Annotated in this window: 19 protein-coding genes and 2 pseudogenes; 7 read left to right on the top strand and 14 right to left on the bottom strand. The window is 74.5% G+C overall.

Features of this window, described 5'->3' with window-relative positions:
• Positions 1-54: 54 nt before the first annotated feature.
• The 8 genes and pseudogenes from ACIQD7_RS08670 to ACIQD7_RS08635 all read right to left on the bottom strand — a co-directional run bounded on the left by ACIQD7_RS08670 (position 55) and on the right by ACIQD7_RS08635 (position 10,750).
• The gene (locus ACIQD7_RS08670; protein ID WP_121833869.1) at positions 55-264 is read right to left on the bottom strand and encodes a Trm112 family protein; all 210 of its coding nucleotides are present in this window, start codon (positions 262-264) and stop codon (positions 55-57) included.
• Positions 173-1,204: a hypothetical protein gene (locus tag ACIQD7_RS08665; RefSeq protein ID WP_402440735.1), complete on the bottom strand. Its 1,032-nt coding sequence runs from the start codon at positions 1,202-1,204 to the stop codon at positions 173-175. Before ACIQD7_RS08665 ends, ACIQD7_RS08670 begins: the two co-directional genes overlap by 92 nt.
• Positions 1,205-1,209: 5 nt before the next feature.
• On the bottom strand, positions 1,210-1,905 hold the full coding sequence (locus ACIQD7_RS08660) for a class I SAM-dependent methyltransferase (protein WP_121833867.1): 696 nt from the start codon (positions 1,903-1,905) through the stop codon (positions 1,210-1,212).
• 149 nt (positions 1,906-2,054) lie between these two features.
• Positions 2,055-3,359, bottom strand: coding sequence for a condensation protein (locus tag ACIQD7_RS08655; protein ID WP_402440733.1), 1,305 nt, complete (start codon positions 3,357-3,359; stop codon positions 2,055-2,057).
• Positions 3,359-7,624 (bottom strand): alpha-(1->3)-arabinofuranosyltransferase family protein, encoded by a 4,266-nt coding sequence (locus ACIQD7_RS08650; protein WP_402440731.1) that lies wholly within the window; start codon positions 7,622-7,624, stop codon positions 3,359-3,361. Before ACIQD7_RS08650 ends, ACIQD7_RS08655 begins: the two co-directional genes overlap by 1 nt.
• Positions 7,621-8,340: a class I SAM-dependent methyltransferase gene (locus tag ACIQD7_RS08645; protein WP_402440729.1), complete on the bottom strand. Its 720-nt coding sequence runs from the start codon at positions 8,338-8,340 to the stop codon at positions 7,621-7,623. Before ACIQD7_RS08645 ends, ACIQD7_RS08650 begins: the two co-directional genes overlap by 4 nt.
• A complete protein-coding gene (locus ACIQD7_RS08640; protein WP_402440727.1) occupies positions 8,337-9,539 on the bottom strand; it encodes a glycosyltransferase family 4 protein in 1,203 nt (400 codons plus the stop codon). Before ACIQD7_RS08640 ends, ACIQD7_RS08645 begins: the two co-directional genes overlap by 4 nt.
• A gap of 226 nt (positions 9,540-9,765) precedes the next feature.
• Positions 9,766-10,750 (bottom strand): annotated as a pseudogene (locus tag ACIQD7_RS08635) (DUF3068 domain-containing protein).
• A gap of 177 nt (positions 10,751-10,927) precedes the next feature.
• On the opposite strand from ACIQD7_RS08635, the gene ACIQD7_RS08630 reads away from it, so the two are divergent.
• Positions 10,928-11,080, top strand: a complete 153-nt coding sequence (locus ACIQD7_RS08630; RefSeq protein ID WP_163013872.1) for a hypothetical protein — start codon at positions 10,928-10,930, stop codon at positions 11,078-11,080.
• Positions 11,077-12,291 (top strand): CdaR family transcriptional regulator, encoded by a 1,215-nt coding sequence (locus tag ACIQD7_RS08625; RefSeq protein ID WP_121831315.1) that lies wholly within the window; start codon positions 11,077-11,079, stop codon positions 12,289-12,291. Before ACIQD7_RS08630 ends, ACIQD7_RS08625 begins: the two co-directional genes overlap by 4 nt.
• A gap of 122 nt (positions 12,292-12,413) precedes the next feature.
• On the opposite strand, the gene ACIQD7_RS08620 is transcribed toward ACIQD7_RS08625, so the two are convergent.
• The 4 genes from ACIQD7_RS08620 to ACIQD7_RS08605 form a co-directional block, all read right to left on the bottom strand.
• A complete protein-coding gene (locus ACIQD7_RS08620; protein WP_402440724.1) occupies positions 12,414-13,028 on the bottom strand; it encodes a TetR/AcrR family transcriptional regulator in 615 nt (204 codons plus the stop codon).
• A gap of 141 nt (positions 13,029-13,169) precedes the next feature.
• The gene (locus tag ACIQD7_RS08615) at positions 13,170-14,765 is read right to left on the bottom strand and encodes a succinic semialdehyde dehydrogenase (RefSeq protein WP_402440722.1); all 1,596 of its coding nucleotides are present in this window, start codon (positions 14,763-14,765) and stop codon (positions 13,170-13,172) included.
• A gap of 32 nt (positions 14,766-14,797) precedes the next feature.
• On the bottom strand, positions 14,798-15,784 hold the full coding sequence (locus ACIQD7_RS08610; RefSeq protein WP_402440720.1) for an acetoacetate decarboxylase family protein: 987 nt from the start codon (positions 15,782-15,784) through the stop codon (positions 14,798-14,800).
• Between the two features lie 71 nt (positions 15,785-15,855).
• Positions 15,856-17,100 (bottom strand): NADH:flavin oxidoreductase/NADH oxidase family protein, encoded by a 1,245-nt coding sequence (locus ACIQD7_RS08605; protein WP_402440718.1) that lies wholly within the window; start codon positions 17,098-17,100, stop codon positions 15,856-15,858.
• 208 nt (positions 17,101-17,308) lie between these two features.
• On the opposite strand from ACIQD7_RS08605, the gene ACIQD7_RS08600 reads away from it, so the two are divergent.
• Entirely contained in the window at positions 17,309-18,361 is a 1,053-nt protein-coding gene (locus ACIQD7_RS08600) for a DUF3533 domain-containing protein (protein ID WP_402440716.1), read from the top strand.
• A 20-nt stretch (positions 18,362-18,381) separates the two neighbouring features.
• Here ACIQD7_RS08600 and ACIQD7_RS08595 read toward each other — a convergent pair whose 3' ends face one another.
• Positions 18,382-18,786, bottom strand: a complete 405-nt coding sequence (locus ACIQD7_RS08595) for a hypothetical protein (RefSeq protein WP_402440714.1) — start codon at positions 18,784-18,786, stop codon at positions 18,382-18,384.
• Between the two features lie 139 nt (positions 18,787-18,925).
• Here ACIQD7_RS08595 and ACIQD7_RS08590 point away from each other — a divergent pair, with 139 nt between their 5' ends.
• From ACIQD7_RS08590 to ACIQD7_RS08580, 3 genes and pseudogenes are all read left to right on the top strand, one after another.
• A complete protein-coding gene (locus tag ACIQD7_RS08590; protein WP_402440712.1) occupies positions 18,926-19,642 on the top strand; it encodes a type 1 glutamine amidotransferase domain-containing protein in 717 nt (238 codons plus the stop codon).
• Between the two features lie 341 nt (positions 19,643-19,983).
• Positions 19,984-20,151 (top strand): hypothetical protein, encoded by a 168-nt coding sequence (locus ACIQD7_RS08585; RefSeq protein WP_402440710.1) that lies wholly within the window; start codon positions 19,984-19,986, stop codon positions 20,149-20,151.
• A pseudogene (locus tag ACIQD7_RS08580) lies at positions 20,148-20,363 on the top strand (hypothetical protein); the annotation flags it as partial. The gene ACIQD7_RS08585 and the pseudogene ACIQD7_RS08580, both read left to right, overlap by 4 nt.
• A gap of 59 nt (positions 20,364-20,422) precedes the next feature.
• Here the strand turns inward: ACIQD7_RS08580 and ACIQD7_RS08575 are convergent.
• Positions 20,423-21,805, bottom strand: a complete 1,383-nt coding sequence (locus ACIQD7_RS08575; protein ID WP_402440707.1) for a D-arabinono-1,4-lactone oxidase — start codon at positions 21,803-21,805, stop codon at positions 20,423-20,425.
• A gap of 156 nt (positions 21,806-21,961) precedes the next feature.
• Here ACIQD7_RS08575 and ACIQD7_RS08570 point away from each other — a divergent pair, with 156 nt between their 5' ends.
• A complete protein-coding gene (locus ACIQD7_RS08570) occupies positions 21,962-22,888 on the top strand; it encodes a LysR family transcriptional regulator (RefSeq protein WP_402440705.1) in 927 nt (308 codons plus the stop codon).
• Positions 22,889-22,963: the final 75 nt, after the last annotated feature.

Below are 22,963 nucleotides of genomic sequence, written 5' to 3'. Positions count from 1 at the left end.
GGGCGGGTGGATTGGAGGACGATCCACGGAGTGCGCCGTTCGCTCCCGGGCCGCTCAGCCCTCCGCCGCACCCGCGTACCGCTCGTGCTCCTCGGCCGAGACGCGCAGGCCGGAGGACGGGAGCAGCTGCGGAATGCCGTCCACGATCGGGTAGCGCAGGCGCAGCCGGGGGTTATAGAGCGCGTCCCGGCCCGGGGGCAGGGTGAGCGGCCCCTTGTCGAGGGGGCAGGCCAGGATGCGCAGCAGGGTCTCGTCGGTGTCCATGGGGATCCTCGCTGTTCGGTGGTGGACAGGTCCGGTCCCGGCGCCGCGCCGCGCGCGCCGGGGACGGGGGATCGTGGCGGGGCATGGCGAGCAGCACCGACAGGGCCAGTGCCGTCCCCGCCACGCGGAGGAACAGCGGCAGCGGATCGTCCGGGAGCCTCTCCCCGAAGACCGGCGTCCCCACCACCGCCGTGAACAGGGCCGTCACCGTCGTGCAGACGGGCACGATCAGGGACGCGCGGCACCGCTGGAGCGCCGTCTGCGACATGACGAGCCCGGCGACGGCGGTGAACAGCAGCAGGTACGGGTAGGGCGAGCCGAGCAGGGCACGTGCCACCTCGCCCGCCCCGCCGTCCGTGAGCCTGCCTGCCGCTCCCTTGACGGCGAGCGAGCTGACGCCGTACAGCAGGCCCACGGCCACGCCGTACCCGATGCCGTTGGTCGGCACCCGGTGGCGGCGCCGCGCCCGCCGCTCGACCTGCGCGTAGAGCGCCACTCCCGCCGCGAGCGTCGGGACGGACACCGCCAGGACCAGGCCCCACGGCGCCTCCCCGCCCACGACCTCGTCCCTCTCGCGCACCGACGCCACGACCATCAGGAGCGCCACGAGCACCGCGCCGAGCGCGTGGCGCTCCCGGCCCGTGGGCCGCTCGCCGAGGACGGCGGACGAGAGCAGCAGGAGCAGGACGAGACCGGAGACGAAGATGCCCTGCGCGGCGGCGATCGGCAGCGTCCGGTAGACGACCAGCTGGGCGGCGAAACCGGCGGCCAGCGCCAGCGCGCCGACCAGCCACAGCGGACTGGTCACCAGCGTGACGACCACGCGCACCGGCCGCCCGGCGGAGAGCGCGGGCAGCCCGCCGAGCGCCCGCTTCTCCAGGACGAAGCCGACGCTGTAGAGGAGGTTGGCGATCAGCGCCGCGCCCACGCCCCACCACACGGGCGCTACCTCCGCCGGGCGTGCGCCAGGAGGATGGACGCCGCCGAGGGCACCGCGCACGCGGCGCGGTCGATCAGGCGCAGTCCGCGCGGTACGCCGTGGAACGGCGCGGCGGAGACGCGCACGTCCTCGAAACCGGCCGACCGCAGGAACGAGCGCAGCGCCCGTGCCGTGAACAGCCGCAGGTGCCCCACCACTTCCGTACCGGGACGCCCGTGGATGCCCCGGAGGCTCACCTCGGAGAACACCGGCTGCCGCCCGGCGAGCAGCAGCGCGCGGTTGTACCAGGCCGCGAGGTTCGGAGTGGAGAGCATCAGGTGGCCGCCCGGCCGCAGGACGCGCCGCAGCTCGTCCATGGCCCGGTCCGGGTCGACGAGGTGCTCGATGACCTCGCTGAACAGCACGGCGTCCGCGCACCCGTCGGCGAACGGCAGCCCGCCGCCGTCCAGTTCGCCGCGCACGACGTGGGAAAGGCGCGGCCGGGCGCGGCGCAGCGCGTCGTGGGACCAGTCGACCCCCACGATCCGGTGCCCGGCGAGGATCGGCCCCGCGACGGCGGCCGCGGTGCCGTCGCCGCAGCCGACGTCGAGGACGAGCGCGCCGGGCCGGTCGAGCGCTCCCGCCAGCAGGCGGGCCTGGCGGCGGCTCCGGGCGTCCCCGGAGGCCACCGGGACGGCCGGGTTCTCGTAGAAGTCCCGCAACCCCGGCGGCCCGCCGGGGCCGGTGGGGCCGGTGGAGTCGGCGAGGCCGGCGGGGTCGGCGGGGTCGGTGGGGCCGGTGGGGTCGGCAGGGCCGGTGGGGTCGGCGGCGTGCGGTGTCTCCGCGCCGGTCGTCACGCCGTTCGGGCCGCTCACAGTGCCTCCGCGTCGGTCGCCGCCAGCCGTTCGGTGAACATCTCGCACAGCAGTGCCCCGTCCTCGTCGCCCAGCAGGGTCCGCGACCAGCGCAGCGCCAGATGGAGCCGGCCGCCGGTCGAAGCCGTGGTGAACGTCAGACCACGCGGCATCGCGGCCGGTGCCGACATCCAGACCGCCTGCGCCCGGCCCGCCTCGCCGAAGTCGAACGGGTAGGGGATCCGGCCGAGGTTGCTGAGCAGCGTCGTCGAGATCCACGGGGCCGCGAGGCGGCGCACGCCCCGCGTCAGCGCCGCCCGGGCGGCGACCGGGAGGACCGGCGAGGCGAGCAGCGCGGCCCCGCGCCCCAGGGGCGGCCGGACGACCGCCTTGAGGGCGCGGGTGCGCTCGGCCGTGGTCCGCAGCAGGGCGCCGATGTCCGTCCCGGCCGCCAACTCGGCCGGAAAGAAGCCGACTTCGACGAGACGGGTGCCGTTGCCGATCGGCATCGCGGGCCCCCGGGTCCGGTCGTCGACCGGCATCGTGACGCGCAGCGGCCGCTCGGGCGCCCCCCGGCGGCGGTTCCAGTCGGCGACCGTCAGGGCCGTGGCGACCATCAGCTGGTCGTTGACGGTGTGCGAGGCGCCCGGGGCGCGCCGGGGCACCGGCAGTTCGGTGACCAGCAGCGCGTTCCCCGGAGCGCCCTGCGGGCTTCCCGGCGCGACCCGCGCCACCGCCGCCCACGACCCCGCGGGCCGGGGCACGGGCCCCGCCGGCGGACGGGCCGGCGGGGCGACGGGCTGCGCGGTGGAACCGCCGTAGATCTCCGCGGCGGTCGCGACGATCCGCAGGCAGGCGGGCCCGTCGAGCGCCGTGTGGTGCACGGCGAGGACCAGGACGCACCCGTCGGAACCGGGCTCCTCCACCACTTCGAGACGCAGCGGCGGCGCGGCGAGCAGCGACGGGGCCACGGCGAGGGCCCGCTCCCGGGCCCGCGCGAGCGCTCCGGGCGCGCACGGCGGGAAGAGCACCACGTCCGCCCGGGGACGGTCCGTCAGCTCCCACTCGTAGCGCCGTGCGAACGGCCCGCGCCGCCGCTCCCGCATCAGCGCCCTCGGGTGCCGGGCCAGCGCCCGGCCGAACGCCTCGCGCAGCCGGTCCGGCTCGATCCGGCCCGGCAGGTGGATCTCCAGGTGCACGGTGTTCGGCTCGCGCGCGTCGGCACAGTGCCGGGCGATCTCGTCCGCGACCGGGAACGGCACGCGCGGCGGCTCGCGGTCCGGGGCCGGTCCGAAGACCTCCGCCCGCTGTCCGGTGGCCATCAGCGCCTCCCTTCCCCGGCGCGTCCCGGCCGGTCGGGCGGCCACGGACCCCCGGCGTCCCGGCCCGCAGGCCCGGACGTCTCCCGCCCGCCGGGCGCCTCCCGTCCTTCGGACGGCGGCCGGGGCGCCGTCCCGGCGCGGTGCGTGCCGCCCCGGGGGACGCGCTCGCCGCGCACGGTGACGAGCGCCGCGAACAGCGCGACCAGGGCCAGGAGTTGGGCGATCGGCCCGTACGCCCCCCGGCCCAGGGCGGTCGGTTCGCCGCTGCCCGTCAGGGCGGCGATCCCGGCCCCGGTCATCGCCACGAGGGCGAGGGGGCCGAGCAGGGCCGGACGCAGCCGGGCGACCACGGCGAGCACGGGCACGAGCAGCGCCCACGGTCCCGCGATCACCACGCCCACCAGGGTCAGCACGACCGTGCCGAGCAGCGGGCCGGGCGCGGGCGGTTCCTCCTCCACCCCGTTCTGCGCCGGTACGGAGCGGCCCCGGCGACCGGCGAGCGCGAGTCCGGTGAGCACCAGGAGCAGCACCCCGGCGACGGCCAGCCCCGCCTCGTACACGCGGGAGGGCTCGTACACCAGCGTCACCGAGCCGCCCGCGCCGGCGGGGACGAGCCAGGCCTGCTGCCAGCCGTCGACGCGCAGCGGCCGCAGCTCCCGCCCGTCGAGCTCGGCCTTCCAGCCCGCGTTGTGGTTCTCGTGGAGCTGGAGGTAGGCGGCCTCGCCCGCGCCCACCCGCAGGACGCGCCGGTCGCCGCCGCCGGACACGACCTCCACCGTCCGGGGCGCGGCGGAGGCGGCCGGCGCCTCGCCGTTCGCCAGGTCGACGCGGGTGATCGCGAGGGGACCGGTGTCACCGGCCTCGACGGTGCGGGTGCCGCGCTCCAGGGAGACCCGGCCGCCCTCGGCGCACGGGGAGACGGCGATCGGGCGGCGCTGCGTCAGGTCCCCGATCCGGCCCTCGGCCCGGGTCTCCAGGAACCGGCCGTCGACCGAGAGGACCGGGCCCTTCCCGCACGGCAGCGTGAACCTCTTCTCCGGGTCCGGCTGCGGCGCCCGGTACGCGGCGAGGGCCGGGACGTACAGCTCGCTCAGGCCCACCGGCAGCTGCAACTGCGCGTCCGCCACCGGGTTGTGCAGGGTCAGCGGCGCGACGCGGGAGATCGTGATGTCCATCCGGTCGGTGACGACGGGGGAGAACCGCGCGATCCCGTTCTCGTCGACGGACGCGATGGCGGCGCCGTCGGGCGAGCTGATCCGGATCTGCTCCGGCCGGCTCGCCAGGCCGCCGGCCGCGGCGAGGACGATCTCGCCGACGGAGGTCTTCTCCGGCCAGGACAGCCGGAGCACCGGCCGGTCGCCGGCGACCCACGCGGTGGTCAGGTCGCCGTCCGTCAGGTTGCGCGGGCTCAGGTTCGTGCCGAGCCGGGCGGTGGAGTCCGCGCTCACCAGGATCTTGTCCCGTTTGCCGGTGAGGGCGAACAGCAGGTCGTCGAGCTCCTTGCCCGGTACGGGCAGGGCGGAGGCCCGCACGGTGTACTCGCCGGACCTGGCCGCCGTGAACTGCCGGTGGAGCCCCACCTCGGCGGGCGCGACGGACAGCCCGCCGGGATCGCTGCCGCGGTTCAGCGAGTACGCCACCGCGCCGGTGACCTCGCCCGGCGCGTCGTCCGGGAGCCGCAGCATCCGGGTGACCCGCACGCCGGGCACGGAGACCTCGGAGAACCCGGCGCCGGTCAGCCCCGGGCGGCCCTGCTGGGACGCGAGGACCGTCACCTTCAGCCACGTCGCCTCGCCCTCCGGCGCGGCGACCCGCTGGGTGCTGCCGTCGGGGCGGAGCGGGCTGACCCGGCTGCCCCGGTCGGTCTCGATCCGCACCGACGTGGGCGCGGCCCGCACCTCGCTGCCGGGCAGCGGGGTGAGGTCGAGGCTCCCGGGGACCGGGGTCGGGCCGGTGAAGGCGATCCGCAGCCACTCGCCCCGGGGCGATCCGGGGGAGCCCTCGGCCCAGGCGGTCTCCGGGTCGCCGTCGAAGGCGTTGACGGGGTCGTACTGGGGCAGGTGGAACAGCCAGTTGCCCACCGACGAGGCCGTCACCGACTCCGCGCCCCGCAGGACGGCGGTGGTCTGGTGGCGCGTGCCGGAGACGGGCAGGATCTGGCGCGGCTCCGCTCCCGGGTCCTGGACCGCCCCCTCGGCGTTGCGCTCCCCCTCGGCGTACGTGTGGGACGTGCCGGAGCTGACCAGGCCGAACCGGGTGTCGGCGCGGCGCAGTCCGTCGCCGGCCGCGTAGAGCGCCGGGGCGTCCGCGCCGGGGTGGGCGTCGCCGGCCAGGACCGTCGCCCGGCCGGTCACGGCGCCCGACGCCGACAGGGGCAGCAGGGACTCCGGTCCGCCGCTGACCACCGCCAGGTCCGCCACCGGTGTCGTCCGGGCCGGGCCGGGACGCGGCGTGCCCTCCGGGGGCGCGTAGATCTCGACCGCGCGCTGGCGCGGATAGAGCCCCTCGACCTGCAGGGGCGTGTCGTCGGGGATGCGGCCGCCGGTCAGGAGCGGGCCGAAGCCGGTGATCCGGCGGTACCCGGAGGCCTCCAGGGTCCGCTTCACCGTCGCCGTGGGCACGTGCCCGAGCTGGTCCGGGTCGAGGTCGTTGCGTACGACGACGTGGTACAGACCCACCCGGGTCAGGTACGCGGCGAGCCCGGGCACCTCGCCGCCGGAGGCCAGGGCCTGCTCGACGGCGTCCAGGGCGCGCCGGTTGCCGGGGGTGCCGAACGGCACGTAGTCGCGCTGCGCCCAGGGGGAGCGGGCGAGGACGTCCAGGGGCTGGTCGATCGTCGAGCCCCAGACGTGGATGCCGTGCGCGGTCGCCGGGACGACGAGGGCGCGGTCCTCGGGGGCGTGCTCGGCCAGCCAGTCGGCGGTCGCCTCCCAGTGCGAGGGCAGCTTCCGGAACGCCCCCGGCTGGAGGATCGTGCCGTTGAGGTACGGCCAGGCGAGGCCGGGCAGGACGAGGACGGCGACCACGACGGGCCCGAGACGGCGGGCCCGGGCCGGCAGCGACCGGGGGAGGCCCCGGGAGGCGAGGTGCACGAGGCCGAGGACCAGGGCGAGGGCGAGGCCCGTCTGGAACTTGTAGACGTTCCGGAACGGCACCAGCGGCCCGTCCAGCCAGTCCTGCACCGTCGCGTGGAAGGGGCCGCCGAACGCGCCGCCGTACCCGGCGAGGGTGATCAGCGCGGTGACGGCGACGGTCAGCACCAGCCAGCGCCGCTCCGGCAGGTCACGGCGGGCCAGGCCCGCGAGGCCGAGCGCCGCGGCGAGCGCGGAGCAGAGCACCACGAGGGCCGACGAGACGACGGTCCAGCCGGCGGGCAGCCACGGCTCGCCGAAGTTCAGGTAGCCCACCCAGTTCCCCGCGCCGCGCAGCACCTCGGTCGCCGACATCGTGCCCGTGGTCGTCCAGGAGGTCTCCACGTACGGCATGAAGTTCTCGCCGTACACCCCCAGGAGCAGCAGCGGGACGATCCACCAGGACGTCGCGAGGATCACGCACGGCGTCCACCAGGCGATCAGGGCCCGCTTGCGGGGGCCCCGGGGGCGGGACAGCAGGTACAGGCCGACGGGCAGCAGCGAGGCCAGCGTGGACGCGGCGTTCACCCCGCCCATCAGCGGGATCAGCAGCGCGGAGCGCGCCGCGGCCACCCGCGGGCTCGTCTCCGCGCGGGTGAGCGGCAGCAGCACCCACGGCAGCATCGCGCCGGGCAGGGCGGCGGCGGACGTGGAGCCGACGACGATGGTGAACGTCGGCCACAGCGCGTAGGCGGCCGCGCCGACGAGCCGCGGGCCGTGCGCGCCGACGCCGAGGCGTTCGGCCAGGCGCAGGGCGCCCCAGAAGGCGGTGGTGACCACGATCGAGAGCCAGAGCCGCTCGGCCAGCCAGACCGGCAGCCGCACCAGGTCGGCGGCGGCGTGGAAGGGCAGCATCGGGATCAGATAGCCGACGTACTGGTCGGCGATGCCGCCGAAGCCGGCCCGGTCGTGCCACAACTGGCCCAGGTCGCCGAGGAACTTCCACGGGTCGGTGACGACGCCCAGTTTGGTGTCGAACGTCATCCGGCCCGGTGAGACCGCCAGGAAGGCGAGGAGGACCGCCGCCCAGAAGCCGAGGAGCCAGCGCCGGGACGCCCTCGGCGGCGGCGACGGCGCCGTGCCGGTCTCGGGGCCGGGCGGGGCCGGCGGACGGGCGTGGAGCGTGGTGGTCATGGGCACCGCCGAAGTAGGAGGAGGAGGTTCCACGTCGCGAACTCGCGGAGCACCGGCACCCGGGTGACGGCCCCGGGAAGCACCGGCCAGTAGCGCGAGCGCGCGGAGACGATCTCGACGTCGTCCCGGTTCCTGACGCGGCGCAGGGTCGGGCCGACGCCGATCGCGAAGAGGTTCTCGCCCAGCCGGTGCTTGGCCGGCCGGCCGGTGCGCCGCTCGTAGCGGGCCCGCGCGCGCTCGGCGCCCAGGTAGTGCCAGGGCGCCCACTCGTGGCCGCCCCACGGCGAGAGCCAGTTGGTGAACGAGACGTAGATCAGGCCGCCGGGCCGGGTGACCCGGACCAGCTCGCTGAGGAACGTGCCGGGGTCGCGCACGTGTTCCAGGACGTTGGAGGAGAAGCAGACGTCGGCCGTGCCGTCGGCCAGCGGCAGCAGGTAGCCGTCCGCGACGACGGCCCCCGCCCTCCGATCGGACGCCAGTCCGGCGAGGTCGGGTTCGAACAGGTAGCCGTGGGCGCCCCGGCGGCGGAACTCCCTGGTGAAGTAGCCGGATCCGCCGCCGACGTCCAGGACGATCCTGCCGTCCAGCCGGACGTGGCGTTCGATCTGGTCGGCGGCGTCCCGGGCCAGGAGCTCGTACGCGGTGTGCGGGTCGTCCTGCTCGCGCAGGAAGGCCCGGAAGAGCGTCAGCGAACGGCGGAAAGACGGATCCCTCACGTGCGCGCGCCTTCCGGGGGCCCGCCCCGGCCGCGCGGCCGGGAGCGTTCCACCGCCTCCGAGGCGATGGCGCGGAAGCGGCGCACCGTACCGCTCCACCGGAACGCGGCAGCGTGCCGGGCGGCGGCCTCGCCCATGGTCTCCCGGCCCGTGGTGTCGAGGGCCAGCGTGCACCAGGCGGCGGCGAAGGAGGACTCCCCGCGCGCCAGGACGCCGGTGACGCCGTCCCGGACGGAGTCGCGCAGCCCCGGCACGTCGAACCCGAGGGTCGGCGTGCCGCGCGCGCCCGCCTCGGTCACGACGAGCCCCCAGCCCTCGACGGCCGCCGGGTGCAGGAGCAGCCACGCCGCGCACAGCAGGCGGTGCTTCTCCTCCTCGGACACCTGGCCGGTGAACTCGACGCCGGCGCCCGCCAGTCGTTCGAGGCGGTCGCGTTCCGGTCCGTCGCCGACGACGACGAGCCGTCCGCCGGTCACCGGCCGGACCCGCTCCCACAGGCGCAGCAGGAGGTCGATGCGCTTGTAGTCGACGAGCCGGCCGAGCGCGACGAACAAGGGCGTCGCCGACCGGGGGGTCCGGGGCGGGGGCTCGTGGACGCCGTTGTGCACGACCCGGATCCGCTCCGGCGGCACCCCGATCGCGCGCAGCGCCTCCTCGGTCGAGGGGGACACGGCGACCAGGAGGTTGCCCCGGTGGGCCCGGGCGAGCGCCCAGTGTTCGAGCAGCCGTCCCGTACGGGCGACGGGCCGGGGGAAGCGCATCCCCCACAGATCGGTGTGCACGTGGTTGACCAGGCAGACGGTCGGGCCGTCGTGCCACAGCGGCGACAGGTAGGGCATCCCGTTGCACACCTCGACGAGCAGATCGCACGAACCGACGTGCCGGGCGAAGGCGGACCGGGCGCCGGCGAAGTGCCCGAAGGGGCCTCCGGCCGACACGACGCGGTAGGGGCGGGGCGCCGCCGCGCCGCCGCACAGCAGCGTCACGTCGTGGCCGGCCCCGGTCAGTCCGGAGGCGATCTGGTCGATCAGGACTTCCGAACCGCCCGCGGCGGGGTTGCCCAGGCCTCGGTGGGCGAGGAAGGCGATGCGCCGGGGCGGTTCGCTCCGGCGTGCGCGGGTCTGCACGGTCCCGACCAGGGGCTGGTGGGGAGGCGGCGGGACCGGCGCGAGCGGTGGGGAAGGGACGTGCTGGGGCATGTGCGCTCCCACTCGTTCGGCGGGGAAGGAGACTTCGGCGGGGAGGAGACCGGGGCCGGGGACACCGGTGGCGGGGAAGGAGGAAAGAGGGCCGTGGGGGTGGGGCGGAAGCGGAAAAGAGGGTGGGCAGGGGAGACCGGGGTGAGGTCGTGCGTGGTTGGGGACGACAGTCTTCGGCAGGTGATCGACGCAGGGCTACTCACCGGTATGACAACTTGACCGCCGCTCAGACGGGGCGATGTGTCACCAAGTGAGCGTCAGCCGCGCGCGGTTGGGACATTTCGCCCCCGCGCCACCAGAATTCCGCCGATCAGCGCGAGTACTCCTCCGAACACGCCCGCTCCCAGGGGAAGGGTGCCGCCGAGCAGCCGCAGCTTGTCGCCGTCCGCCGCCGCGAGACCCACCTGCTGCCGCTGGGTGGCCTCGGTGAGCGCGAGCTTCCCGCTGGACAGCAGCACGACGGCGTCCTTGTCGGACTCGGGCGCGCGCAGGGTCTTCCGGGGTCCGATCGCCGCGTAGAGGATCCGCCCGGTGGGCCGGTCCACGATCAGCTCGATGCCGCCGTTGGCGTACCACTCCTCGGCGAGCACCTGCGGCCGCTCCGGGAGGCCCACCAGCTTGCCCGGCACCTGGCGCACGCCGGTCCGGGTGGGCGGGACGCTGCCGGTGAAGCGCAGCCCCTCGTGCCCCTGCACCGTGCCGGGGCCCGCGTAGCGGAGCGGTACGACGGCGCCCAGCGTGCCGTCCCACCAGCGGTAGTCGCGCTCCTCGACGTCGAAGGGGAACTTCAGGTAGGCCTCGCCGTCGAAGACGGGCGACTCGCCGCAGCAGTGCGCCGGCTCGTTGGTGCGACGGTCCGTCACCCACCGCTCCAGGGTCCACTGGAGGGAGTCCCGGGTGTCGGAGGCCGGCAGGGTGGCGTCGGTGTCGACCGACGTGGACACGTCCCAGACGGCGTTGCCGCTCTTCACGCCCTCGGCGACGTCGCCGCGCACCTGCCGCGTGATGGTGATCGGCCGGTCGTGCACCGTCTTCAGGGCTTTGGTGTCGAAGTAGCTGCCGCTGCCCGTGAAGACGGTCGTCGTGTCGACGTCGAGCGGGGTGCGCTTGGCCTCCGGCAGGACGTGGGACACCAGCAGGGGGGCCAGGACCAGCAGGAACACCCCCGCTCCGAGCAGGAACAGGGACAGTGGTGAAGCGGTACGGCGCATCCGGGACTCCTGGTGGGACAACTCGCACGGAGACGCACGGACCTCAGGACCCGGTCAAGCCCTTGTGGCCGACGACGCTAGGCAGCACTTGACGCGATGTCAATGTCCTGTCAACACTGTCGGTCGGCTGTGGGGGCCGGGGTGGGGACGCCTCCGACGAGGAGCTGACCCGACACAATGAGCAGACTGATCGCCGCAACAGCAACCGTCGTGATCGCCTCGGTGCTCGCCGTGGGCGCCGCCTTCGGGATCGTGGCCGTGCTCGACGCCGTGCCCGAGCAGCCCAACGTGCCGCTGGTCACCTATGACACGGCCCCGGCGAGCCGATGACGCGAATCGTCTGGGGCGACGTGCCCCCGCCCAAGGTGGACCGCTTCGCCGCCCTCGTGCTGTCGGAGTCGGCGGAGCTCGCGGGGGAGATCCTCCGCGCGATCCGCTACGAGTTCCCCAGCCTGCGCCCCGCGGAGGAGGTGCCCGGCGAGCCGAAGTCCCTCGTCGGGATCCGGCGCGCCATCGAGGGCTTCGTCCAGCAGCTCCTGTCCGGGGAGGCCGACCCGGGCGTGCCCGACGAGGTCTTCCAGGAGTTCGGCCGGGCGGAGGGGCTCAGGGGGCGCAGCCACGATTCGCTCCAGGCCGTCTACCGCCTCGGCGTCCGGCTCGCCTGGCGGCGCTTCGCCGAGATCGGCCAGCAGGTCGACATCGCGGCGCCCGCCATGTACGAACTCGCCGAGGCCGGCTTCAAGTACCTGGACGGCCTGGTCGAGCAGTCGGTACGCGGCTACGCCGAGGCCATGGCCCGGCAGGAGGGGGAGCGCCTGCGCCTGCAGCGGCGGCTGATCGACCGGCTGCTGTCGGGCCGGCACTCCGACCCCGCCCAGGCCCTCGGGGAGCGCGCCGCGCGCATCGGCTGGGAGCTGCCGGCCACCGTCGCGGTGGGCGTCCTGATCCGGCCCGCGCGCGAGGCCGTCGCCCCCGCCCTCGGCCGGGGCGTCCTCCTCGACATGGAGAGCGAGCAGCCCCGCGTGGTCGTCCCGGACCCGGACGTCGCCGGCCGCGCCGATCACGTCCGCCGGGCCACGGCCGGATGGTCCGGCGCGATCGGGCCGACGGTGCCGCTCGCCGCCGCGGTGGAGTCGCTGCGCTGGGCGGAGACCGCCGTCCGGCTGGTCGAGGACGGCCTGCTGCCCCACGACGGGCTGCACCACTGCACGGACCGCGTCGAGGAACTGCTCCTGCTTCCCTCCCGGGAGCTCATCGACGCGGCGGCCGCGCGCTGTCTGACCCCCCTGAACGACGTCGCCCCCGCCCAGGCGCGGCGCCTCGCCGACACGCTGCTCGCCTGGATCGAGACCTCCGGCGGGGCCCCGGAGGTCGCCCACCGCCTCGGCGTGCACCCCCAGACGGCCCGCTACCGCCTGCGGCAGATCCGCGAACTGTGGGGCGACGTGCTCGACGACCCCGACCGCCGGTTCGAGATGCTCCTGGTCCTGCGCTCCCGGCGGCTGCGCGACGAGTCCCCCGGCGGCGGCGAACAGGGATAGGCGCGGCACGGGGGCCCACGACCCCACGCCGCCGCACAGGCCGGCCATGGCGGAGGAGATGCCCTTCGGCTCCCTAGCCTGCCGCTGAGCGCGCGTCCCGGGATCGGGCCGGTGCCGTCGGCTCAGACCGCCGCCCGCGCGGCGGCCGCCGTCCCGGACATCGTGGGGGCGGCGTGGAACAGCGCCTGGACGGCGGCGGTGACCTGGGCGGCGACCACCTCGGGGGTGGAGGCGTCGAGCTTGCCGTCGAGGTGCAGGAAGGCCAGGCCGTGGACGAGGGCCCACACCGTGGTGGACAGGGCTTCCGCGTCCGCGTCGGGGAAGGTGGCCCGCACGATGCCCCGGACGTACTCCGAGATCGCGGCGGTCGCGGCGACCCGCTCCGCGCTGGTCGGGTCGCAGGGCTCGGCGAACATCGCCCGGAACAGGGCCGGGTGCTCCAGCGCGAACCGCACGTAGGCGACGGCCACCGCGGCGAGTTCGTCGGGCGTCGAGGGCGAGGGATGGGCCCCCGCCAGGTGTTCGGCGAGTTCGCGGTACCCCTCGGCGGCCACGGCGGAGACGAGCGCGTCGCGATCGGCGTAGTGGCGGTAGGGGGCGGTGGCCGACACCCCGGCGCGACGGGCGACCGCGCGCAGCGACAGGCCCGCGCTGCCGTCCTCCTCCAGGAGCTCGCGGGCGGCGCGCAGGCAGGCGGCGCGCAGGTCGCCGTGATGGTACGTGCCGGTCTGTGCCATGGGTCACACATCCTTAAGTGCTCACATCGCTCACATTTCCTCTCTAATGTGAACGCCGTATACATCGTAAGCGATCGAAAAGGAAGAGGGAACCGGGACGACCGGCGAGCCGTTCCCCCGTTCCTGCGCTCCGGCCGCCGTTCAGCGGACGCCGGCCGCCTTGAGGACCTTGAGCGCTCCGGTCAGGAGGGCGGCCCAGGTCTCGGGACCGATGCGGGCCGGCGGGGTGAAGCCCTGGACGCGCTGGTGGGCGACGGTCTGGGGCTCGGTGTACTTGAGGAGGCCTTCGGCGCCGTGACGCCGGCCGAGCCCGGAGTCGCCCATGCCCCCCATCGGGGCGTCGACGCTTCCCCAGGCGGCGGCGAAGGCCTCGTTGACGTTGACGGTCCCGGCATGGACGCGGGCGGCGACGGCCCGGCCCCGGGCCCCGTTCCGCGACCAGACGCTGGCGTTGAGCCCGTAGGCCGTGGCGTTCGCCCGCTCGACCGCGTCGTCGACGTCCCGGTAGGTGTAGACGGAGACGACGGGACCGAAGGTCTCGTGGGAGTGCAGCGTCATGTCGGGCGTGACGTCGGTGAGGATCGTCGGCTCGTAGAAGAGGGGACCGAGGTCGGGGCGCGCCTTGCCGCCGGCCAGGACGGTGGCGCCCTTGGCCACGGCGTCGTCGACGTGCTCGGTGACCGTCTTGAGCTGGGCCGGGGTCGTGAGGCTGCCGACGTCGACGCCGTAGTCGTACGCCGCGCCGATCTCGAGCCTCTGGGTACGGGCGACGAACGCGGCGACGAACGCGTCCCGGACGGACTCGGCCACGTACAGGCGCTCGATGGAGACGCACAGCTGCCCGGCGGAGGGGAAGCAGGCGGCCACCGCGCCGTCGGCGGCCTTCTCGATGTCGGCGTCGTCCAGGACGATCATGGCGTTCTTGCCGCCGAGTTCGAGGGAGGCGCCGATCAGCCGCCGGCCGGCGTCGCTCGCGATCTGGCGCCCGGTGGCCGTGGAGCCGGTGAACATCATGTAGTCGGCGTTGTCCATCAGCGCGCCGCCGAGGGAGCCGCCCCGGCCGATCACCATCTGCCACACGCCCTCGGGCAGGCCCGCCTCGTACATCAGGTCCATCGACCACAGGGCGGTGAGCGCGGTCTGGGTGTCGGGCTTCTGCACGACGGCGTTGCCGGCCGTCAGGGCGGCGATGGTGTCGCCGGCGGCCATGCTCAGCGGGTAGTTCCACGGCGAGATGACGGTGACCACGCCCTTGGGGTGGCGCAGCTCGGTGGTGTGGGTGAGCAGCGGGATCGCGCCGCGCCGCCGCTTGGGGCTCAGGTGCTTGGCGGCGTTGCGCGCGTAGTAGCGGGAGACGACGCCGATGTCGACGACTTCGAGGAACGCGTCGCGCCGGGTCTTGCCGTTCTCGGCCTGCATCAGGTCGAGCGCCTCGTCCTGACGGGCGAGCACCAGGTCGTGGTAGCGCAGCAGGATCCTCTTGCGCTCCGCGATCGGCGTGGCGGCCCAGGTCTTCTGCGCGGTGCGGCCGCGGGCGAACGCGGCCTCGACGTCTCCCGGGGTGGAGACCGGGAGGTCGGCCAGGGGAACGCCGGTGTAGGGCGCGCTGGTGGTGACCCGGGCGGCGTTCGGCGCGGCCGAGACCCGGGCGGTCAGCCGCTGGAGGAAGTCCGGGGTGAGGGACGGGGGGAGGTTCGGGCCGCGGGCGGCCGTCGGGCGGGCGTGGGTGGTGACCATGGCGGGGCTCCTTCGCTGATTGTTCCTGCGTGTTACTTGACGCGGCTCCGGACCGAGGTGGGCACCGGCATGTGCAGGGCGGCCTGACCCTCGGTCATCACGTCGAACTGGATGGTCCGCTTCGGCTTGAGCGAGCGCAGGTCGTCGGACATGCGGCCCTCGCCGAGCTGGAGGATGACGCCGCCGGTGCCGCGCGTCGTCCCGGCGTTCAGCACGTGGGTCTGGTTCAGGGTGGAGTGCCAGGCGCCGTCGATCGTCGTGTACGAGGTGAGCGAGCCGACCCGCTCGCCGCTCGGGTGGGCGGTCTGCTTCGGGGTGCTCGCCAGGAGCGCCATGTCGACCCCGCCGGAGTCGTTGGCGACCCGCGCGGTCGTCCGGTGGTGGTCGATGGAGACGTCGAGGTCGGTGACCCACTTGGGGAAGCCGTAGCCGTCGTGGCCCCGGACCTGGGCGATCTCCGAGTTCACCGGCAGGGACAGGACGTAGGAGTGCAGGTGCTCGTTCTTCAGGCCGGAGACGAGGTCGAAGAAGCCGAGCCCGCCGTGCCGGGCGGGCTTCACGGCGATGCCCACGGCCGCCTCGGTGTAGAAGTCGATGTCGGCCACGTCGTAGCGGAAGAACATGACCGAGACCAGGCCGAGTCCGGGCGCGACCTCCAGCGGGGAGAGCTCCTCGGGCAGCCGGGCGCGGATCGCGCGGGACGGCGCGAGCATCGTGAGCCGGGCGGTCGAGACGGCGTAGTAGAAGTTCGGGGTGAGCGTGGGGCCGATCGGCGAGTCGACCTTGACCTTCGGCATCCGCCGGAAGAAGTCCACACCGCCGACCCGGGGGTCGCGGGCGATCGCGTCGAGGTCGGGGGCCATGCGGTAGCGGTCGTACAGGCCCCCCTTGGGGACGGTGACCTCACGGCCTCCGAGGTCGACCTTGACGGTGTCCTGCGAACCGGAGGGCAGGGGCCGGCCCGAAGACGGGGACCGGTCCGAAGACAGGGCTGGTTTGAAGACACGAGGCTTCCTCACTCTTATGTAAGCGGCGCATACATGACGGTAAAAGGTCATGTTTGCGGTGTCAACTACGGGGCCGGGGTCGCTCAGGCGGCCTTCCGGGGCCCGGCCAGCCAGGCGCGGTAGCCGCGCAGGGCCTTGCGCTGCTTGAGCTGTTCGGAGACCAGAGCGATGGCCGGGTGGGTGCCGGGCCGGGGGCTGCTCCCCCGGGCGAGGCGGCGCATCTGGTGCCGGACCTGGGCCATGCTCGCGGCGGAGGCGAGGGCCTTGTCGGACCAGGTCACCGGCCGTATCTGCCGGTCGGCCTCGCGGTCCCGGCGCCAGCGGTCGGGCAGGTCGGGGGTGACGGCGAGGGCGGTGCCCATGCCGACGACGGCCACGCCGCTGTCGAGCACCCTCTCGGCGGTGGCGCGCCTGGTGATGCCGCCGGTGAGCATGAGGGGGAGCGGGCTGGTCCTGACGAGGTCCTTGGCGAGGTCGAGGAAGTACGCCTCGCGCGCCCGGGTCCGGCTGTCGGCGGAGCGGCCGGTCATGGCGGGGCTCTCGTAGCTGCCGCCGGAGAGTTCGACGAGGTCGACGCCGAGGGGTTCGAGCATCCCGATGACCTGGCGGGCGTCGTCGGCGTCGAAGCCGCCGCGCTGGAAGTCGGCGGAGTTGAGCTTGACCGCGACGGCGAAGGAGGGGGAGACGGCGGCGCGGACCGCGCGGACGATGTCGAGGAGCATCCGCGCGCGGTTCTCCAGGGATCCGCCCCACTGGTCGGTGCGCTTGTTGACCAGGGGGGAGAGGAACTGCGAGAGCAGGTAGCCGTGGGCGGCGTGGACCTCGACGCCGTCGAAGCCGGCCTCCTCGGCGCGGCGCGCGGTCACCGCGTACCGCGCCACGGTCTCCTCGATCTGTCGCGGGGTCATGGCGGTGGGGCGGCCGAAGCGGCCGCTGTGCCTGCCCAGACTGACGCCGATGTCGGTCGGGCCCCACGCCACGCCGGGCATGTCGGAGGCGACCTGGCGGCCGGGGTGGTTGATCTGCATCCATATCGCGCCGCCGCCGGACTTGCCGGCCTTCGCCCAGGCGGTGAACGGCTCCAGGGGAGCGTGCTCGTCGAGCACGACGCCTCCGGGGCCGGTCAGGGCCTCGGCGTGGACCATGACGTTGCCGGTGATCAGCAGCCCCGTGCCGCCGGCGGCCCAGCGCCGGTACAGCGTGAACAACCGCTCGTCGGGGACCTGGCCGCCACCGGCCATGTTCTCCTCCATGGCCGCCTTCGCGATTCGGTTCTTCAGCTCCTGACCGGAGCGCAGGGGCAGGGGCGAGAACAGCTCGCTGGTCATGTGGATTCTCTCTTCCGTCGTGATCGCCTACGATGTGTGCACCACTCACATTAGCGCGGCGATGTAATCAACGTAAACATCGAGGGGTGTGGGCTGCGTCGCAGGCGGGCGGTCCCGCGTCCGGCCGCCGGGGCGCCCCGGGCGCGCCGACAGCCATTCGGGCGTCTCCCGCCTGCGCGGGAACCCGGCGTCCCGGACCGTGGAGGCCATGAAACAGAGCACCCTGTCCGAGGTGAAGGACGCCGTCACCCCGAGGGCGACGTTGCTGGTGATCGGAGTGATCGCCCTCCAGCTGCTTTTCGTCGCCTCCTACGTGGGCGCGCTGCACGAGCCCCGGCTCAAGGACGTGGCCCTCGGCGTGGTGGCGCCGCAGGCCGTGGCCGGGCAGACGGTGGCCCGCCTGGACGGGCTGCCCGGCTCGCCGCTGGACCCGCGCGCGCTGCCCGACGAGCGGACGGCGCGCGACCAGATCATCAACCGGGACATCTACGGCGCGCTGGTGGTGAACCCGGCCGGGACCACCGACACGCTGCTGGTGGCCTCGGGCGGCGGCAGGGCCCTCTCCCTCGCCCTCGGCACCCTGATCGCCACCGTGGACAAGAGCCAGGGGCGCACCGTGCGCACGGTGGACGTGGCCCCGGCCTCCCCGCACGACTTCAACGGCCTGTCCTCGTTCTACCTGGTCATCGGCTGGTGCGTCGGCGCCTATCTGTGCGCGTCGATCCTGGCGATCAGCGCCGGAGCCCGCCCGGCCAATCCGACCCGCGCGGCGACCCGTCTGGGCACGATGACCCTGGTCGCGCTCGCCGGAGGCCTCGGCGGCGCGGTCATCGTCGGACCGATCCTGGGCGCCCTGCCGGGCAGCGTGTGGGCGCTGTGGGGGCTGGGCACGCTGCTGATCTTCGCCGTGGGCGCCGCCACGCTCGCCCTCCAGGGGCTCTTCGGCGTCATCGGGATCGGCCTGGCGATCCTGCTCGTCGTCATCGCGGGCAATCCGAGCGCGGGCGGCGCCTTCCCCGCGCCGATGCTGCCGCCGTTCTGGGAGGCGATCGGCCCCGCCCTGCCACCGGGCGCGGGCACCTGGGCGGCCCGCTCCCTCTCGTACTTCCACGGCAACGGCATGACCTCCGCCCTGCTGGTCCTCTCGGCCTGGGCAGTCGTCGGCGTCCTGGTCACCATGCTCGCGGCGGTACTGCGGCAGCGGCGCGGCACGGAGGCGGGCGGTGACGCGGAGCGGTCGGGAGCGGCGGCGGGGGCGTAGGGCCCGGGCGGCCCACCCGGTCAGGCGCGGGGGATCCGCACGAACCCGAACACGTCGTCCACGAGGGAGACGAGGGACCGGTCCGCTTCGCCGTCGGCCCGCCGCGTGACGGCGACGTCGAAGCGGCTCGGCGCGGTGTTGACCATCGTCTGCGCCTTCAGGCCGCCGTCGGGGCCGCCGGGGCCGCCAGGATCGATCCGGGTCGCGATCTCGGGTACGAGGGCGCCGGTCCAGGCCGGATGCTTCCCGAGGTAGCGCGCTCGCAGGGCGTCCCGCGCGGGGCTTCCGGCGAGGTGCGTGAGCAGTTCCTCCAGGACCTCTTCGGCGGTCGGGACGCGGTCGCCGAAGACGACGTCCTCCTTGCCGCCGAAGCGGCGGAAGAAGCTGCGCTGGGAGAGGCCCGCCGTCGCCACGATGTCGGCCACGGTGACCTGAGGGCCCGACCGTGACCGGTCGCCCGTGCCCGGTCCGGGGCGGATGATGGGGAGAGCCCTTTGCGCCCCTATCGGTTGATGCGCCCATCGGAACGTCGATGAATCCGTTGCGGCAGGAGGAGGGTCCGTGGTGACCAGGGTGTTGTTCGTCGTGTCCGCGGCCGACCGGTGGACCTTGCGGGACGGGGAGGTCCATCCGTCGGGATTCTGGGGCGAGGAACTGGCCGTGCCCCACAAGGTCTTCTCGGCGGCGGAGTGGGAGATCACCCTCGCGACGCCGGGCGGGAAGGTCCCGACGCTGGACCGGCTGAGCATGTCGAAGACGGCCGGGTGGCCGTCGAAGCTGCGCGAGGTGGCCGCGTATCTGGAGTCGATCCGGGACGAGCTGAACAGCCCCCGGCCGCTGGAGGAGATCGATCCGGACGACTTCGACGTGGTGTTCTACCCCGGCGGGCACGGTCCGATGGAGGACCTGGCGGTCGACCCGGTCTCCGGCGCGCTGCTGACCCGGTTCCTGGCCTCGGGCAAGCCGCTGGCGCTGCTGTGCCACGCGCCGGCGGCGGCGTTCGCAGCGACGGACGAGGACGGGTCCTGGCCGTTCACCGGCTACCGGATGACGGGCCTCTCCAACCTGGAGGAGAAGCTCAACAGCTTCGGCCGCAAGGCGATCTGGCTCCTTGAGGACCGGTTGCGGGAGAGCGGCGCGGAGTACTCCAAGGCCCGTCTGCCCCTGCGGCCGTACGTGGTCGTCGACCGGAACCTCTACACCGGGCAGAACCCGCCGTCCTCCGGACCCCTCGCCGAACGCCTCGTCGCCGACGTCACCGCGACGGCGAAGGCCCACTGAAGCCCGTCCGCCGGCCGGCCCCCGGCCGCGCCCCGTACGAGAAGCCCCCGTACGAGCAGCCCTCCTACGAAAAACAGCCCCCTGCCCGGAAGGCCCCGCACACCTCCCGCTCCTTCGCCCTCGTCGCCAGGGCCGTGTCCCGCACCCACCCGCTCCTGGGAAGGAAGCGATGACCGGCCGCACCTCGCCGGCCCGCCGGGCGGCCCCGACGCCGGGTTGCACCCGTACGGCGGGCGGGGACCATGGGGAGGAGAACGAAGAGCGGTACGCACGGGGACGGCCGCCCCGCGGTCCGCCGCCGGCGGACGGGCGGACGGCCCCGGCCCACCGGGAGGCCCCCCATGAACGACCCCGGCGACCCCCTCGACCCCTGGACGGACCGGCTGCTCCGGCTCGGCCCCGGCATCTCTCCCGAGGACGCCCGCGGGTTCGTGCGCGAGCTGTACGCCCGGGCCCAGGCCGAACGCGACGAAGAACGGGCGGAAGCCGACTTCGTGCGAGAGGAATGACCCCGTGGACGAGCTGTCACCGGGCTTCCACGGCAAGGTCCGCGACGGCTGCTGCCGGGGCGGTACCCGACGGATTCGTTCCCCGAACGCGAGGGTTTGGTAGCGAGGGAGCGCGCGAGGCGGGCCGGGCGGTCGGCACCATGTGCACGGGCGTCTCGCAGTGGTACCGCGCCGGGGGCGCGTACTCTCCGCAGGAGCTCGCGGAGCGGTACCGCGCCATGACGCGCATGACGGTAGGCGCACCGGCGGCCCCCGGCCCTGACGGCGACCCCTACCGCTCCTCCGGAGCCCGGCCGCCGGTGCCGGTGCCGGCGGGCGACGACGCGGTGTCCGGGTCCCCGACGGGGCCGAGCACGCGGCGCAGGTGGGCGTTGGTGAAGGTGCCCCGGGGGTCGAGCCGCGCGCGGACCGTCTGGAACCGGTCCCACGCGGGGTAGCGGGCGGCGAGCCCCTCCGCCTCCATCAGGTGCCGCTTGCCCCAGTGCGGCCGGCCCCCGAAGGCGAGGGCGATGTCCTGGACGGCGCGGAAGTACGGCTCCCAGGGCATCCCCCGGTACATGTGGACGGCGAGGTACGCGGTCTCGCGCCCGTAGGCCGGACTGAGGTGGGACAGCTCGTCGGGGGCCACGAACCGCACCTCGATCGGGAAGCCCACGGCCGGCCGGTCGCGGTCGATCGCCCGCCGGATCTCCCGGACGACCTCGGCGCAGGCGGCGCGCGGCACGGCCCACTCCATCTCGGTGAACCGGACCGAACGCCTGCTGGCGAAGACCCGGTGGCTCTGGTCGACGTACCGCGAGGGGGTCATGAGCCGGGTGACGGCCCGGTTCAGGGCCGGGATCCGGGACGGGAAGCGGCGGCCCGCCCGGCAGGCGGCTTCGAAGACGCCGTTCTCGGCGAACTCGGTGATCCTCCTGGCCGTTTCGCGCGGCGGCCGGACGGGCTCGTCGGTGCGGTTGTTCCGCTTCACCAGGGCGGCTTCGGCGTGCGGGAACAGGAAGAACTCGAAGTGGTCGTTGCCGTCGACCAGTTCGTCCAGGCGGTCGAGCGTCCGGTCGAGCGGCATCGTCCCGGTCTCGGCGCGCAGGGCGAAGGCCGGGACGACGCGCAGGGTGTAGCCGGTGATGACGCCGAGCGCCCCGAGGCTCACCCGAGCCGCCCGCAGGACCTCGGGATCGTCCTCGGTGCAGGTCAGGACGGTGCCGTCGGCCAGGACGAGGTCCAGGGCCTCGATCTGGGTGGCGAGGTTGCCCAGCTTCCGGCCCGTCCCGTGGGTGCCGGTGGACAGGGCGCCCGCGAGGCTCTGCCGGTCGATGTCCCCGAGGTTGGGCAGGGCGAGGCCGTGGCGCGCGAGCTGGAGGTTCAGATCGGCCAGGCGGGTGCCCGCGCCGACCGTCACGAGCCCCGCCCCGGCGTCCACGTGCCGCAGACCGCTGATCCGGTCCAGGTTCAGCAGCAGGCCGTCGGTGCAGACCTGGTCGTTGAAGGAGTGGCCCGCTCCGACGACCCGGACGGTCCGGCCCTCGGCGGCCGCCCGCGCGGTCACGGCGGCGACCTCGTCCACCGAGCCGGGCTGGAGAATTTGGCGGGGCGTACAGGATTCGTCGCCCGCCCAGTTGGTCCAGGTGCCCGCCGGAACGGTCTTCCTCTTCATCCCTCGTCCTCCTGAATCTCGGGCCACCGGAGAGCGGACCGCTCCCGCCGCCCGGGCCCGGCCCCGTGCCACCTGCGAATGGCTCATGGTGGCGGCGGACCGGGTGTGAGGTGAAACACTCATCTCGGCGCGATCTACAATCCGGGGACTGTGGATATGAACCTGCGCCGACTGCGTTGCTACGTCGTGTTGGCCGAGGAGCTGCACTTCACGCGTGCCGCCGCGAAGCTCTTCGTCGCCCAGCAGTCGCTGAGCAAGCAGATCGCCGAGCTGGAGGCCGAGCTCGGGACGCCGCTGCTGCGGCGCACCTCCCGCAGGGTGGAGCTCACTCCGGCGGGGGAGGTGTTCCTGGCCGCCGCCCGTGAGGTGCTCGCCCGCTTCGACCGGGGCGTGGCCGAGACGCGGCGGGTGGGGCAGGGGGAGCGGGCCGCGCTGAGGGTGGGCTTCGTCGTCGGCGCCGCGCTCGAACTGACCACGCCCATCCTGGGCGAGTTCACCGCCCGCCGGCCCGAAGCCCGGGTCGAACTGCACGAGTTCGGCTTCGCCGACCCGTCCGCCGGTCTGGCCGGCGCCACCACCGACGTCGCGTTCATCCGGCTCCCCAGCTCCACCCACGGTCTGGTGGTCGCGCCGCTGTTCACCGAGCCCTGTGTCGTCGGGGTGAGCACGGCGCACCCCCTGGGCGCCCGCGACCGGGTCCGCGTGGCGGACCTCCTCGACGAGACGATCGCCGTCGGCCGTACGGACGACGGCGTCTGGCGCGACTTCTGGACCCTGGCGGCCCATCGCGGCGGCAAACGTGCGCGGAACCTCGTCGAGACGCACTCCCAGAGCGAGGAGGTGGAGGTCGTCGCCGCCGGGATGGCCTGCAGCATCACCCCCGCGGCGGCCCGCCGCTACTCGCCCCACCCCGGGGTCCGGTTCCTCACGATCGAGGACCACCCGGGGTCGGTCCTCGCCGTGGCCCACCGCGCGGACCGGCCGAACCCGCTCGTCGCCTCCTTCGTGGACGCCGCGAAGGCGGTCCGCGACCGCGAGCCGGGGATCCTGCTGACGATCCAGGGCGCCTCCGGGGCCGGCTGACCGTACTCCTCGCGGCGGCCGTGACCGTGCGCGGCGAGACCTCGGCCGCCCCGCCGACCTCCGATGTCTGCATGT

This window comes from Streptomyces sp. NPDC093071, assembly GCF_044754545.1.
GTDB lineage: Bacteria > Actinomycetota > Actinomycetes > Streptomycetales > Streptomycetaceae > Streptomyces.
This window is presented reverse-complemented; position numbering and strand designations above follow the sequence as displayed.